This is a genomic window from Peptostreptococcus sp. (genome assembly GCF_036639115.1).
Taxonomy (GTDB): domain Bacteria; phylum Bacillota; class Clostridia; order Peptostreptococcales; family Peptostreptococcaceae; genus Peptostreptococcus.
On record NZ_JAVWJH010000001.1, the window covers coordinates 505,717 to 521,275 of the forward strand.

Consider the following 15,559-nt stretch of genomic DNA (forward strand, 5'->3'; position numbering starts at 1 on the left):
AGGCTAAGAGCCAAAAAGTAATAATCAAAAAAAGGAGATGTAAAATTATGAATAAGATAGTAATGTTAGATATAGCTTTTCAATATGGTGATGAATTTAAAATACTTAATCCAGTAGTGTTAATTAGTGAAAAAGATACAGTTTTGGTAGATTGTGGATATATGGGATTTTTGCCACTTTTAGAAGAAGCAATGCTTCGTGAGGGAATAGATCCAAGTTCTTTGACAAAGGTTGTGATTACTCATCACGATGATGATCATGTAGGTGCCTTATATGAATTAAAGGAGAAATATCCGAATATAGAAGTTGTTTCGAGTGAAATAGAAAGCGATTATATAGAACAGAGTAAAAAATCTTTAAGATTAATTCAAGCAGAGGAAATGTTAAATGAGATGCCTGAAGACGAAAAGGAATTTGGAAGACAATTTTGTGAGTCCTTAAAAAAAATCATGCCAGTAGATGTAGATATTAAAGTAAAAGATGGCGAATATTTTGATTGGGCAGGAGGATGTAGAATAATAGCTACTCCAGGTCATATGCCAGGACATATATCACTATATTTGGAAGAGAGCAACTCAGTTGTAACTGGTGATGCAGCAGTAGTAGAGGATGGGGAGTTAGTTGTAGCGAATCCACACTTTACTTTGGACTTAGAAAAAGCTGAAGAATCACTAAGAAAACTAAAAGATATAAAGGCGGATACATACTATTGCTACCATGGTGGTGCAATTTAAAAAATCAAGTGAAGAATAATTTAGAATTAAATTGTTTTAAAAATCTTAATAGAGATCTTTATTGGATTTTATATTATTTAAATAAATTTTTAAATAATAATTAGCTAAGGAATAATATTTCTATAGGGATGCTTGTTTGAAAATAAATCAAAAAAGTAAATCTATAAAACTATTGTACTTCAAAATCTAGATATAGCTTAAAATGTAGATATAGTCGAAAGTGTGATTTATAATGTGTGTTTAATTAGTTTTGTAAGCGTGTAGTTGTGGAGGTAAAAAATGGCATTTGATTTCAAGAAAGAATATAAAGAAATTTATAGCCCCAAAAATAAAGCTGAAATTATTACGATTCCAGAGATGAATTATATGGCTATTAGAGGAACTGGAGATCCCAATGAAGTAGATGGAATGTATCAAAATTCAATAAAAGTTTTGTATACAGTTGCCTATACCCTGAGGATGAGTTATAAAAGTGATTATAAAATTAAAGGTTTTTATAAATATGTAGTTCCGCCACTTGAAGGTTTTTGGTGGCAAGATGGAGTTGCAGGAGTAGATTATTCTAACAAACAATCTTTCAATTGGATTTCTGTAATAAGGCTTCCAGATTTTGTGAGTAAAGAAGATTTTGACTGGGCGGTTGAAACTGCATCTAAAAAGAAAAAAATTAATTGTTCTATGCTGGAGTTTATAAAAATTGATGAAGGATTATGTGTTCAGATGATGCATATAGGACCATTCAATGATGAACCGAAAACTGTTTCGATGATGGATGAGTTTATTGATGACCTAGGATACCAAAATGATTTCTCAGATAGACGACATCATCATGAAGTATATATTTCTGATATGAGAAAAGTATCACCAGAAAGGCTTAAGACTGTTATTAGACACCCTATTAAAAAGAAATAGATATCTATATTTGGGATATATTTACAAGCAAAATAGAGAGTAGTTTATGCAACTTATAAATATATAAAAAATTATAAAAAGGTAAATATATAGTTTTAAAAAATTTAATTGTTATTAGAGTATCATTTTAATTTTGCTATAAAAAAGATATGAATACATTAAGATTATCAAAAAAAATATAGATAGAATAGAACTATAGATAGAATAGAACTATAGATAGAATAGAACTATGGATAGAACAGAACTATAGATAGAACAGAACTATAGATAGAATAGAATTGAAAAATATTAAATAAAAATTATTGTTGATTTAAAAATATTTTCGTTTTTAAAAAATAAAGAGTTTATTAAAATAATTTTCGATATAAAAATAAATAATTTTATAATTAAAAAATAAAATTGTCAATGGATAAAAATTACAAAGAGTTTAAAAATAAGAAAAAATGCGAACGATTATTGATACTAAAATATCAGTAAATAGATAAACATTAAAGGAGAAAAGTATATGAAACATGAAATTGTTAGACTATGTGAGCATCCAGAGATTAAATTAAAAGCTGCTCAGTGGTTTCATGAAAAATGGGAAGTACCTGTAGAGGCTTATCTTGAAAGTATAGAAGAGTGTATTGATGAAAATTCATCTAGTACTCAATGGTATATTGTTTTAGATAACGATGAAATAATAGCAGGTATAGGGGTAATAGAAAATGACTTTCATGATAGAAAAGATCTATCACCTAATGTATGTGCAGTGTATGTAGAAGATGAGTATAGATGTAAAAGAATTGCTGGAGATATGCTCGAATTTGTTGCTAGTGATATGAAAAATAGGGGAGTGGATGTCTTATATTTGATGACAGATCATACCTCTTTTTATGAAAGATATGGATGGGAATTTCTATGTATGGTTCAAGGAGATGGAGATGATCACAAATCTAGAATGTATATGCATAGGAGTTAAAGGTATTTTAAGAATTAAATTTATAAAAATGCTCTAAGCATTAAAAATATAAGAGTGGAAAAGTAAAAATAAATAAAGATTTTTAATAGACCTCAATTAAAAGAAAGTATAAAGACCTGTTTAGTTATATGACTAGATAGGTCTTTATTAGTTTCCCATAGGTTGATTTTATATACTTAAATCAACTATAAACCCATTGAGAAAGAAATATATAACTAGTAAAATAAAGATAATAAATAAAATAATAAATAAAATAATAAATAAAATAAAAAGTAATTATAATTGCATATGGAGGTATATATGAGGGAAATAAATATAGGAAGTATGATAGTTAAAAATAGAAAATTGAAAAATATAACTCAGGATGAATTGGCTAGTTATATAGGAGTATCTAAGTCATCAGTCTCAAAATGGGAGACAGATCAAAGCTATCCTGATATTAATTTTCTTCCACAAATAGCAGGGTATTTTGATATAAGTATTGATGATTTAATTGGATACAAGGCGCAAATGGAAGAAGAAGCTATAAAAGATTTTTATATTAAAACATCTAAAAAATTTGCAAATGAAAATTTTGATGATGTGATGAATTATTGCAGAAAAAATATAAAAAAATATTTTTCTTGTTATCCATTTTTATACCAAGTGGCTTTAATGTTGGTAAATAACAGTTCTTTAGCTGGCGGTAAACAATTTGAAATACTTGACGAAGCTAGAGTCTTATTAGAAAGAGTAATAAGTAATAGTGATGATATAGAATTGATAAAACAGGCAATCAATATAAAAGGTCTGATTCTTCTCACATTAGGAAAATCAGATGATGTAATTGAATTATTAGGTGAATCAATACCTTATGTAATGTCCTCTCAGATACTTCTATCATCAGCATATCAAATGAAAGGGGAAGAAAAGAAAGCAAAAAAGACATTGCAGATAGAAATATACCAATACTATATGAATTTAATTCAGTTGATGTCTTCTTATCTACCTTTGTGCTTTGATGATAAAGATAAGTTTGACGAAACTTGTAAAAGAATATTAGAACTTTCCAATACTTTTAAACTAGATAGATTGTTACCTACTAATTTGTTGTCATTTTATTTATTAGGAGCACAAGGAAATGTAATTCATGGCGAAAATGAAAGAGCATTAGAATATCTAGATATGTATGTAAAACTGGCAACTTCTAATATATATCCTTTAAAATTAAAAAATGATGAATTTTTTAACCTAATAGATGAATGGTTTGAAACTTTTGCAATAGGAAAGAATCCTCCAAGAGATGAAAAAGTTATAAAAGAAAGTATTTTAGATGCTGTTGAAAAACAAGCTAGCTTTGAAGTTTTAAAAGATGATATAAGATTTATAAATATTATAAAAAAATTGAATGATAACTGTTTAGACAAATAAATTACAAATAATTAGACGAATAAATTACAAATAAAATATTATAAGTAACTATAGGATTTTTGAATAGTCATTAGCTTTAAGCGATGGATTAAAATAAAAACAAGTCATTAGAAAATCTCATTAAAGTTATAAAAAGATTGATAGTGAAAGTTATTTTTAAATATTTATTTGTGTTATAATTATAGATAGAATAAATAGACTGATTAAATGATCAGTCTATTTTACTATAATCATTATTATTATAAAGGAGCAAAATAATGATTTATTTTTTCCTGAAAATAAATCATAAAATATTATTTATTAAATTCAAAAGATTTAAAAATTAATTTTACAATAAAAAAACTTATAAAATACATAGAAAAACAGTTAGAAATAATGTTAATTAAAAAATAAATATAAAAAAATAATAATGATTAAATAAAGAAAACAAAGGAATACTTAATGAATTTACAATAATGGAAGCATTCCTTATAGAAAAAATCTATAGGAATTAAGACAGCTATACCTTTTTTGATTTAATCAATATTTAACAAATAAAAACGTTTTATTATTTTTTATTTGTGATATAATTACAAAGGAATTACAAAAGATATAAATTATTAGGGAGGCGTTTTGTAATGAAAATAAATAAAAAGGTATTAGCAGGACTATTATGCTTGTCTTTAGTAGGTATGGTAGGATGTGGTCAGGAAAAGGCTACTGATAACTCAAACTCACAAAAGCAGGAACAGAAAAAAGCAGCAGATGAAGTAGCAGGTGTTTCTTTAAAGCAACCTATTAAGGTTGATAAGGAAGCAAAAACAGTAACAGTATTGACTAAGGTAAATGGAAAATATTTTAACGAACCTACTCGTCATGCTTCAGTTTTTAGTGAAGGATCAAATGGTACGAAATCAATATTCACATCATACGGAACACCAGAAGACTTTTTACAGGGCTTACTTGACATTGGTGCAGAGGCTGGAAATAATATGACACCAGAAAATGCAACAGAAACAAGTGTAAAAGGTTCTCCAATAAAGATGGAAGTAACTTGGGCAGGTGCAGATAAGACTTATGATGTCAATGATGTTGTAAAAGATAGTAATGGAAAGAAGATAGACTTTAAATTTGGTGGAAACTTAGAGAGAGCAAAGAATAAAAAGACAGGTTGTCTTACTTGTTTAGATAGTTGTCCAGTAGGTATAGTGTCAAATGCCGCTTATACCTATGGAGCTGTTGAAAAGAGAAATGAAGTATCTTTCACAGGAAATGCAGATGTATTGCCAGAAGATGGAACATATGTAGCTACTGTTTATAGCTTATCAAAGTAGTTTGTAAACCATAGTCATCTGGCTATGGTTTTATAATGGTTTAAATTAGGAAGGAAGTGTTGAATTGAAAAAGTTAAGATCATTGTTTTATTATACTACAACAGGTATAGCTTTAGGATATTTGTTGTGTACACTATTGTTCTTTAGCGTTAGCTTAGAAATGATGGTAGGATTAGGCTTGGTGATGTATATATCATTAGGTTTTGGAGTAATGCTTGGAATAGCCTATAATAGAATAAATTTCAAATATTTATTTTTTATTCTTGAAGGTTTAGTACTAGCAATTTCACTTGCTACAGGTAAAATGGTTAATCTTTTGTATATAACAAAAGAAAGCTTGAGCTTAGATGTACCTGTCAGCAGTATAAAGATCGGCTTTATAATCGGATTTATAATAGTTAATATAATCAATATATACATTGTAGCAACACTAAGCAAATATCAGACTATACTAACTAAGGAAGAAAAAAAGGTACAAAAGGCAGAAGAAAAGAAATTAAGTGATTTAAGAGAAGAAAAAACTCCAGAAGAAATCGCTAAGATAAAGAGTAAGAGAAAGAAGCAGAGAATAATAGCTTTGGCAATGATAGTGATATCATTAGGTGTATATTTTGTAAGTCCAAAGGTAAACAATACTATTAATCATGCCTTTGCAATATTATCTCAGCTAGATACTCATGCTGTAATCGAATATATCAGATCATACGGAAGTATGGCTGCCGTAATATCATTTATATTAATGATTCTACAGTCAGTAGCAGCTCCAATACCAGCATTTTTGATAACATTGGCAAATGCGTCAATATTTGGATGGATTAAAGGTGCAATATTATCATGGTCATCAGCTATGGCGGGTGCCGCACTTTGTTTCTTCATAGCTAGAGCACTTGGAAGAGATGTTGTTGAAAAACTTACGAGTAAAGGCGCTATGGAAGGTATAGATGTGTTCTTTGAAAGATATGGTAAATATACAATATTAGTTTGTAGATTATTACCTTTTGTTTCATTTGACTTTGTAAGTTACGCAGCGGGACTTACAAATATGAGTTTTTGGTCATTCTTTATAGCTACTGGACTAGGTCAGTTACCAGCTACTTTAGTTTATTCTTATGTTGGTGGTTCGCTTACAGGTGGTGCTCAGAAACTATTTATAGGTCTTTTAGTATTGTTTGCGTTATCAATTGTTATAGGAATTATGAAAAAAGTATATGATGACAAGCATAAGGCCGCTAAAGAAAGTCAAAATAATATAGATAAATAAAGATATAAGTTATATTTATTATGATTGGAAATTTTATAGAATTGAATATAAATCTATATTGAAATGTTAGGATACAGAAAAGGGTAAAATATGTCAAAAAAATTAAAACAAAAAATTCTTATAGTATCTATGATTGTAGTATTTATATTGATATACAAGGTATTTTTGCAAGGAATAACGGCACAGAGCATTAGAGACTGGGTTTCTGGTTTTGGGATAATGGCGCCAATAGCTTATATATTTGTTTGGGCTATCTTACCAATATTTTTCTTTCCAGTACCAGTACTTGCCTTAGCTGGAGGTTTATCCTTTGGTCTTATAGACGGAACTATATATACTCTTATAGGAGCTATGGTAAATAGTAGCCTTATGTTTCTTTTGGCAAATGTTTTGGCAAAAGATATGGTAAGTAAATATCTAGAAGATAAATTACCAGATAAGTGGTGGGATAAATTTCAAAGGGCAGATGGAAAAGAAGGATTCTTGATAGTTCTTATATGTAGATTGATACCAATTATGCCATATAATGTTATAAATTATGTTTCAGGCTTAACGAAGATAAAGTTTAGAAATTATTTTCTTGCAACATTAATAGGAATCTTTCCAGGAACAGTGATATTCTTAAATGTAGGTGATAAAATTTTGGATGTTAAATCTCCAGAATTTATGATGTCTATCGTTTTTGTAGTAATTCTTACCGTTGTTTCTGTGGTTTTAGGTAGATATGTATCAAAGAAATCTGAAAAAAACCATTAAGAATGCTCAGTAATCAAAAATACTATAATAATTAAAGATATCTTGATTATAGTTATATATTTCGAATTTTATTCGAATAATAAATCCCCATAACTATGGGGATTTTATTTTATAGGTAAGGAGAAAAAATGGATAAAATGATTTCAAAAGAATGCATACATTGCAATAAATGTAAAAATAATTGTGATTTTCTGAAAAAATATGATTTAGATTTAATGGGAGTTGAAGATAGATTGGATCTTGCATATCATTGCTTTATGTGTGGTAAATGCAAAATTGTGTGCCCAAAGGACATAGACGGTAGAAAAATTGCTCAGAAGCTTCGAGACGAGACAGTTAAACAAAATAATGGTAAATTATCTGATAAGGGATATGGTGGAATCGTGTTTGAAAAGAAAAACTATATCTTTAAAAATTATAAAAATGCTGTCAAAGAAAATAGTAAAAAAGGAAATACAGCAATATTTACTGGATGTAATTTTTTATCGTATACTCCAAATACAGCAAATGAGTTAATAGAAATAATGGGCAAAAATGATATAGGAGTCATATTTGATTGTTGTGGAAAACCAATTTTCGAATTGGGATTAAAGGATAAGGCCAGAGATATAATAGAAAGAATAAATAAAAATCTAAAAGAAAAAAATATAAATAGATTAGTTATGGTGTGCCCAAATTGCTATTATTATTTTAAAGGAAAATTAGATGTAGAAATGATAGATATATATACTGTGTTAGAAGAGTTGGGAATAGGTAAAGATTTAGACATGGAAGCATTTATGTTTAGACCATGCCCAGATAGAGAAACAGAAGAATTATTAGAAAAGATTGCTCCATTTATGAAAAATAGCAATATAAAAAAATTAAATGAACAATGTTGTGGGGCTGGAGGGTGTGCATCTGTAAAAGAAGGCAAACTATCGAAAGAATTTAGAGTGGATATAAAAGAACAAACAAAAGATGAAAAAGTCTATAGTTATTGTTCCACATGTACTGGATTTTTCAAAAGTGAAGGAGTAAATGTTAAACATGTATTAAGTGAAATTTTAGATGTTGATGAGGAAAATACTGGAAACTCACTTATGAATAGATTTAAATATAAATTTTACAGATAAATACAGATGAAATAAGGATTATAAAACTCTAAAACTATTGATAAGTAAATAGGGTAACTTTATTAAATTAATTAATTTATAATGCTAAATATTTAAGATCCTTTTTTAGAAATGTAAATAAATACTTTAGAAAAAACATAAATATTTATTATATAAAAAATACACAATAACAAAAATCAACAAATAAAAAGTGTAGAGATGTCTCTACACTTTTTATTTGTTGATTTTGCTACTGCTTTTGTATATAATAAAGCTTGTGTAAAATCATATTATTAATTTTAGACAAGCTTGTTATATATCTTAAATTTGGGTATAATAACTATGAAAATGATAATTTAAATCAATTAAAATACAAGTATTGCGCGTGACTTTAAACAAGATGAATCGGAATGCTTTATATAAAAAAAGAATATTTGAAAGGAGGAGGGTGGACTGTGTAAGCAGTCTAGCCCCTGATGATTATGAAAGATTTTTTGAGAGAACAAGGAGTTCCAGAAAAACTATTAAAAGAATTAGAAGATTTTAGAAAATACTATAAGTTGGAGGATTCCTTAAAAGATAGAGTACCTAATCCAAGGTATAAATACTATGGTAAAGAGGTGTGGAGTAAGGCTATAGCAGCTCTATTGGCTGGATACAATATATTGCTTTCAGGTCCTAAGGCAACAGGTAAAAATGTCCTTGCTGAGAACTTGGCAATGATATTTAATAGACCTATGTGGAATATATCCATGAATATAAATTCGGATAGTAGCAGCCTTTTGGGAAGCGATACCTTTGTAGATGGAGAAGTAAAGCTAAGAAAGGGACCAGTATACAATGCAGCTGAGTCTGGTGGATTTGCAGTATTTGATGAGATAAATATGGCGAAGAATGATTCTTTATCTGTTATATACTCAGCACTTGATTATAGAAGAGTAATAGATGTTCCAGGATATGAAAAGATAGACATGCATGAAGCGACTAGATTTATAGGGACTATGAATTATGGTTATATAGGTACAAAAGAATTAAATGAGGCATTAGTTTCTAGGTTTATGGTCATAGATATGCCTACTATTACTGAGGAAAACTTCAAGATGATTTTAGAAAATGAATTTGCATTGAAAAAAGAATATCTTGATATTTTCGTGAAATTATTTATGGATTTGCAGAAAAAATCTTTAAATGCAGAGATATCGTCAAAGGCAATTGATTTAAGAGGTTTATTTTCTAGCATCGAAACAATGAAGAAAGGACTACCTATAAAATCTGCTTTAGAGATGGGGATTGTAAATAAGACATTTGATCAATATGAAAAAGATATAGTGACAGATGTCATAAATTCACTTGTGAGAGATAGCGTGAAATCTGAGGATCTTTTTATAAAATAGTGAGAAAATTGGGTGATAAGAAATGGATAATAAATTAAGAAAAGAAAATGTTGTGTGGACTGTGTCTGAAGATTATTCATATATACCTGTACTAAATTTATTTGATGATTATGGTGATTATAATATGGATTACTATAAAATGATGTTATTGGGTTTTGTATATAAGCTAATAGATATGGATAAATTTTTAGACTTTATGTCTATATGTATGGATAAAACTGAACTAAAAGATGAGTATTTAAAGGTGGTAGAAATATTTTTAGATGATGCATTTTCAGATGTCTTGATTGAAGAAAGATCGGGTGCATATGATTACAAGAAAATATTTCTAGATAAAATTTCAGATAAATATGATATTTTGCAAAATGAATATGGTGATGATTTTTTAAAAGAAATTAGCGTTGAAGAGGAGATTGAATATGTGTACTACTCCTTATTAAATCTTAAGTTTGTTCAAGGTAGAGGCGTTGTAGAAGAGATGTCAATGTATTTAAGAAGAAGAAGTACAGCAATAACAAACTTAGCTGAGAATTTATCAAAAGCAATAAGAGTTGAAAAATCAGAAGAAAAAATTAAAACTAAAAAATCAAATGAAAATAAAGATAAAAATCAAGATAAAAATCAAGATAAAAATCAAGATAAAAATCAAGATAAAACAATTAATGATTTAAAGGAAGAGCTTACAGATGAACTAATTAATGTATTAAATGGGGCTTTTTTAAAGTTTTTTTATCAAAATATAAGATCAGATAAGTCTAATAAAGATGAAGATAAGTTTGAAAAAAATGATAAGAAGAAAAAAGAGAATGAAAAAAAAGCTGGCAAAAAAGAAAAAAAATCAAGACTGAACTTTAAGATGAAGAAAAAACATATAGATAAAGCCAAGGATACAGACGGCATAGGTATGTTTTCAGTTGAATCCGCTGAATTTACAAGACAAATTTCAGACGATGTAAAAATGGAAGATGAAAGATTAAAGTCAAACATATCAGCTAGTAGCAGGACTTCTAATGAAAAAGTGAAAGATATGCTGGTTGCTAGATATGGTGAATCTATATATCCTGAAAATATAACAAACTTTATTGAAAGTAAGCTTTGTACAGACATACATCAGGATATAAAATTTCATTTTACAAAGGGAAACTTTATCGAAGGAAGACATGATAAATACTTTGAAAATGCCATTAAAAATCAAAGAGAAAAAAATATAGAGCACTATAGAGATAATGAATTAATATTTAGAAGATCAATAAATGAATTAAAAGAGATCATAAGAAAAAAGATATTTTTGGAAGATGATGATTCTCCAGAGTTAACTAGGAGTGGAGAGCTTATTGTATCTCAAATATGGAAAAATAAAGTATTAGGTGATGAAAAAATATTCAAAAAAGTAAATAAAGATGAATTAGGTTCTTTGTCTGTAGATATATTGCTAGATTCATCAGCCTCTCAGATGGATAGAGAAGAATTGGTTTCAGCACAAGCCTATATTATAGCAGAGGCACTTACTTCACTTAAGATACCCACAAGAGTATTCGGATTTTGTAATTTCTTTAACTTTTTGGTAATGACCGAATATAGAGATTACAAGGATGATAGATCAGCCAATAAAAGAATATTTAACTACAAAAGTTCTGGAAGTAACAGGGATGGACTCGCAATTAAATTTATATCAAAACAAATGGATACTTTGGAAGAAGATAATAAAGTATTAATAGTATTAAGTGATGGAAAACCAAATGATAGAATAGATCTTGGAGCAACGGGATTTATGAAGATTGATGGTAAGGATTATGAAGGCGAAGAAGCTATAAAAGATACAGCCCAAGAAGTATTTAATACAAAAATGAGATCTAATAATGTATTGGGAGTTTTTACAGGTGAAGACGAGGATCTAGACGCTGAAAAAAAGATTTATGGAAAAGACTTTGCATATATCAAAAATTTAGATAGATTTTCACATATAATTGGTTTTTATTTGGAACAATTATTAGATTAATAATCTATATAACATAGTAAAATTATTAAAATTATAGATAATAAGTCTTACTTTTAATAGTCTTTTTACCTAAGTGGAGATTTTAATGGGAATATAATATATAAAAAAAGAATTAAAGAATAAAGAAAATATTAGCGGAACGATTCCAGCTGGTATTTTCTTTATTTAGTATAGAGAAAATTATTGAAGTCAAAAATTAAGATTTGAAGACTATTGTAACTATTGTAAATATTGTAAACAAGTCAAAAACATTATATAATGGATATATCAATATTAGAATAAAGTTGTCGAAATGAGGTGAGTGTGTGTCGACAAAAGACAGAAGAAAAAAGATTTTAGAAAAGCTTGAAGAAGCAAATAGCCCATTGTCAGCATCCTTACTTGCGAAAGATTTTGGAGTGAGTAGACAGATAATTGTTGGAGATATTGCTTTGCTAAGAGCAGAAGATATTGGAATAATTTCCACAAATAGAGGGTATATACTAAATCAAGCAAGTGAATATACCAGAGTAATCAATGTAAGTCACGATGAAAAAGGTATGAGAGATGAGTTAAATGCAATTGTCGATTATGGAGGAAGAGTTTTAGATGTAATCGTAAATCATCCTATATATGGTGAGATAAGAGTAGATTTAAATATTTCAAATCGACTAGATGTTGAAAAGTTTATTTCAGATATCAAAAATCAAGATAATGTTCCCTTAAGTGTTTTAACAAAAGATAAGCACAGTCATACTATAGAAGCAAAGTCAGAGGAAAATTTAGATTTTATAGAAAGAAAACTAAAAGAGTTAGATATAATCAAATAAAAATGTAATTTTGAAAGAAGTGGTATATATGGAAAATAGAAAAATTTACGATTTTCATACGCATGTAAAAAATTTAGAAACTATAGAGAAATATTATGAAAGCAATGTGATACCAGTAATAAATTGTCAAAATGCGGATGAATTCAATAGGATAAGTGCAATGTTTGAGAAAATTAAGGACAATAGAGATTTTGATGAAGTAATACCATTTCTTAGTATAGGAATACATCCTCAGGATTCCTGGAAGTATAAAAATGATATAGGTAATATATATGAAGAAATAATAAAACAGGTACCTTTAGTAGGAGAAGTTGGAATGGATGGCTGTTGGTGTGACGTTTCTTTTGATGTCCAAGAAAAAGTTTTTAGAAAAAGTTTGGAACTGGCTCAAAAGTATAACAAGGCAGTGATTCTTCATACAAAATCTATGGAAAAAAGGATCTATGATATTATAAAAGATTATGATTTGGATTTTATTGTACACTGGTATAGTTGCAAAGACTATATAAAAGAATTCATTGAAAAAGGATGTTATTTTACAATAGGTCCAGCTGTTTTAATAGATGATAATGTCAGAGATCTTGTCAAGAGAGCACCTATAGATAGGTTGTTATTAGAAACAGATGGAATTGAAGCGCTAGAGTGGTTATTTGAAAAAAACTATAGACCAGAAGATATTAGACCAAGCTTACAAGCTGTGTGTGAGGAAATATCACTTCTTAGAAATATGAGTGAGGATGAAATATTACAGAATTTACAGAAAAATTCAGAAAGACTTTTGAAAATTTGATAAAAAGTAGAAATATTATAAAAGGATACTCATTTTGAGTGTCCTTTTGTTTTTTTATGTAAAAATATAAAAATAGGTTATTTTCAAAAGAGTAATATATTTAATATGGAAATAGTAAGATAAGTTTTTGTGCGTGAAAACGTTTGATTTTTAAGTTCCTTACCCTTGAATAACATATTTTTATGTACAAAAATAAGCTAATATGATAATATAGTAGATATATAAATTAATAATAACGAACTATATTTATCTAAATGAAAATTTTGTTCGAAAATATAAAAGGAGTGACATTATGGTAAACTATGGCGAAGGAAGTAAGAGTCCTATTATAATTAACTACAAGAATACTTATTTTAAAGATATATTTGAGTTGGCAAATAGTAGAGAAATGGATGAAATAATATTAGAATATATATCTGTTATAAGAAAAAGAAATGGAAAAGTGGCAGAGTATATTTTAAGAGATAAGTCTGTATATCAGGCAGCGTCTGATTATATAGCTTGTTTAAAAAAATTATTGATATTTGATTTAGGGGATATTCAAGATGAGTATCTAGATGATCTCGATTTGTTTCTAAAAACATTTGAAGATATATATACTTTTTTTAGAAGTAGATTAAAGTTTAGCGTTATTGAACTAAATGATAGTGCATTAACATCAAAAAGATTTATGGATATAGACAATCACTACAATAATTTGGTGTTAAGTTTTTATAGAACTATTGGTGAAAAAGTTCAGGGACATGCAAATAAAGTGTATAGACAGTTAAATCCAGGATCAAATGCATGTATTTTATTAAATAAGATAGATTGGCCAGCAGGAGAAACTTATAAAAAACTATCCGCAATACCATTTATTGATACAATAATGCTTCGTTCACCTTTATTGGTGCATCCTGCATCTAATAAAAGAGAAGGTGGATTTGACGAAATATTCGAACATCCGATGAAAAATTTCAATGAGAGCCCAGAAAACTGGTTTTGTTATCCGGCCAAAATTGGGGAAAGTCTTGCGTACATATATTTCCATAAGGATTTTATAGCCAGTGGAGTATCTTTGGCAAATTTATTTGAGCTTGCAAATGAGGATGAAATAAGGTATAAAAAGCCAGACTTAATTTGTTTGTTTGGTATGACAACTGATACACCAGGATGTAAGTTCTTTTATGATAGATATGAGGACATATTTGTAGGACAGGTTGCATATGACAAGAAAGCTGAATACTTTGGCTATATAAAAAAGACTTGTTTGACACTTCATAATGCATCTATGCTAAAGAAAAAAAATCTTCCAATACATGGAGCAATGGTGAGTATTACGCTAAATGATGGAAGCATTAAAAATGTAGCGTTTTTAGGAGATTCTGGAGCAGGAAAATCTGAAACTATTGAAGCTTTGAGAATAATATCTGAAGACTCAATAAGAGACATGGATATAGTGTTTGATGATATGGGAAGCTTCTATATAGAAGACGGTCAAGTATATGCTAAGGGAACAGAGATTGGCGCATTTGTTAGACTTGACGATTTGGAAAGTGGAGCAGCATATAGAGATATGGATAGAAGTATATTCTTCAATCCAGAAACTACAAATGCTAGGGTAATAATACCAGTGTCTACATATAAGGATATTACTAGAGGAACAAAGGTTGATATGTTCTTATACGCAAACAATTATGACGAAAAGATAGGTCTTCACTATTTTAAAAATGCAAAAGAGGCTAAGTCAGTATTTGTGGAGGGTAAAAGAAGAGCATTAGGAACTACTGATGAGAAGGGAATAAGTAAAACATATTTTGCAAATCCATTTGGACCCCAACAGAAACAAGAATTAGCAGAACCACTGATTGATGAGGTTTTTGAACAATTTTTTAAGACAAATACAAAAGTTGGAGAAATATATACTCAATTAGGAATAAGCGGTTCAGGCGAAGGAATTAAGGAATCAGCAAGACAGCTTTTAGATGAACTATATAAATAAAAATAAATAACGTATATAAAAGTCTAAATAGGACCATCTAGATCTTGTATAAAAGAGATTGGATGGTCCTGTTTGAGTTTTTTGTAAATTATGAACATATGTATAAGCCCATAATGCAATTGAAAAAAATATTCAGTTAGATTAT

13 protein-coding genes are annotated in these 15,559 nt (G+C 28.4%); all 13 read left to right on the forward strand.

Annotation, left to right across the window (positions count from 1 at the left end; all coding sequences use genetic code 11):
- Window positions 1–47 precede the first annotated feature (47 nt).
- Window positions 48–734, forward strand: coding sequence for an MBL fold metallo-hydrolase (locus RR561_RS02075; RefSeq protein WP_332505762.1), 687 nt, complete (start codon window positions 48–50; stop codon window positions 732–734).
- Window positions 735–1,013: 279 nt separating this feature from the next.
- Window positions 1,014–1,646, forward strand: coding sequence for a GyrI-like domain-containing protein (locus tag RR561_RS02080; protein ID WP_332505763.1), 633 nt, complete (start codon window positions 1,014–1,016; stop codon window positions 1,644–1,646).
- Between the two features lie 505 nt (window positions 1,647–2,151).
- Window positions 2,152–2,607, forward strand: a complete 456-nt coding sequence (locus RR561_RS02085) for a GNAT family N-acetyltransferase (RefSeq protein WP_332505764.1) — start codon at window positions 2,152–2,154, stop codon at window positions 2,605–2,607.
- Window positions 2,608–2,907: 300 nt separating this feature from the next.
- The gene (locus RR561_RS02090) at window positions 2,908–4,017 is read left to right on the forward strand and encodes a helix-turn-helix domain-containing protein (protein WP_332505765.1); all 1,110 of its coding nucleotides are present in this window, start codon (window positions 2,908–2,910) and stop codon (window positions 4,015–4,017) included.
- A gap of 617 nt (window positions 4,018–4,634) precedes the next feature.
- The gene (locus RR561_RS02095; RefSeq protein ID WP_332505766.1) at window positions 4,635–5,330 is read left to right on the forward strand and encodes a YdjY domain-containing protein; all 696 of its coding nucleotides are present in this window, start codon (window positions 4,635–4,637) and stop codon (window positions 5,328–5,330) included.
- Window positions 5,331–5,394: 64 nt separating this feature from the next.
- Window positions 5,395–6,591, forward strand: coding sequence for a TVP38/TMEM64 family protein (locus RR561_RS02100; protein WP_332505767.1), 1,197 nt, complete (start codon window positions 5,395–5,397; stop codon window positions 6,589–6,591).
- A gap of 90 nt (window positions 6,592–6,681) precedes the next feature.
- Entirely contained in the window at window positions 6,682–7,347 is a 666-nt protein-coding gene (locus RR561_RS02105) for a TVP38/TMEM64 family protein (protein ID WP_332505768.1), read from the forward strand.
- Window positions 7,348–7,475: 128 nt separating this feature from the next.
- Window positions 7,476–8,462 carry a (Fe-S)-binding protein gene (locus RR561_RS02110; protein ID WP_332505769.1) on the forward strand — a complete coding sequence of 329 codons (987 nt, stop codon included), beginning with the start codon at window positions 7,476–7,478 and terminating at the stop codon, window positions 8,460–8,462.
- Window positions 8,463–8,917: 455 nt separating this feature from the next.
- Window positions 8,918–9,835: a MoxR family ATPase gene (locus RR561_RS02115; protein ID WP_332505770.1), complete on the forward strand. Its 918-nt coding sequence runs from the start codon at window positions 8,918–8,920 to the stop codon at window positions 9,833–9,835.
- Window positions 9,836–9,857: 22 nt separating this feature from the next.
- On the forward strand, window positions 9,858–11,834 hold the full coding sequence (locus tag RR561_RS02120) for a hypothetical protein (protein ID WP_332505771.1): 1,977 nt from the start codon (window positions 9,858–9,860) through the stop codon (window positions 11,832–11,834).
- Window positions 11,835–12,139: 305 nt separating this feature from the next.
- Window positions 12,140–12,643 carry a transcription repressor NadR gene (locus RR561_RS02125; RefSeq protein WP_332505772.1) on the forward strand — a complete coding sequence of 168 codons (504 nt, stop codon included), beginning with the start codon at window positions 12,140–12,142 and terminating at the stop codon, window positions 12,641–12,643.
- Window positions 12,644–12,671: 28 nt separating this feature from the next.
- Complete coding sequence (locus RR561_RS02130) at window positions 12,672–13,433, forward strand: TatD family hydrolase (RefSeq protein WP_332505773.1); 762 nt, start codon at window positions 12,672–12,674, stop codon at window positions 13,431–13,433.
- Between the two features lie 292 nt (window positions 13,434–13,725).
- Window positions 13,726–15,414, forward strand: a complete 1,689-nt coding sequence (locus RR561_RS02135; protein WP_332505774.1) for a hypothetical protein — start codon at window positions 13,726–13,728, stop codon at window positions 15,412–15,414.
- Window positions 15,415–15,559 lie beyond the last annotated feature (145 nt).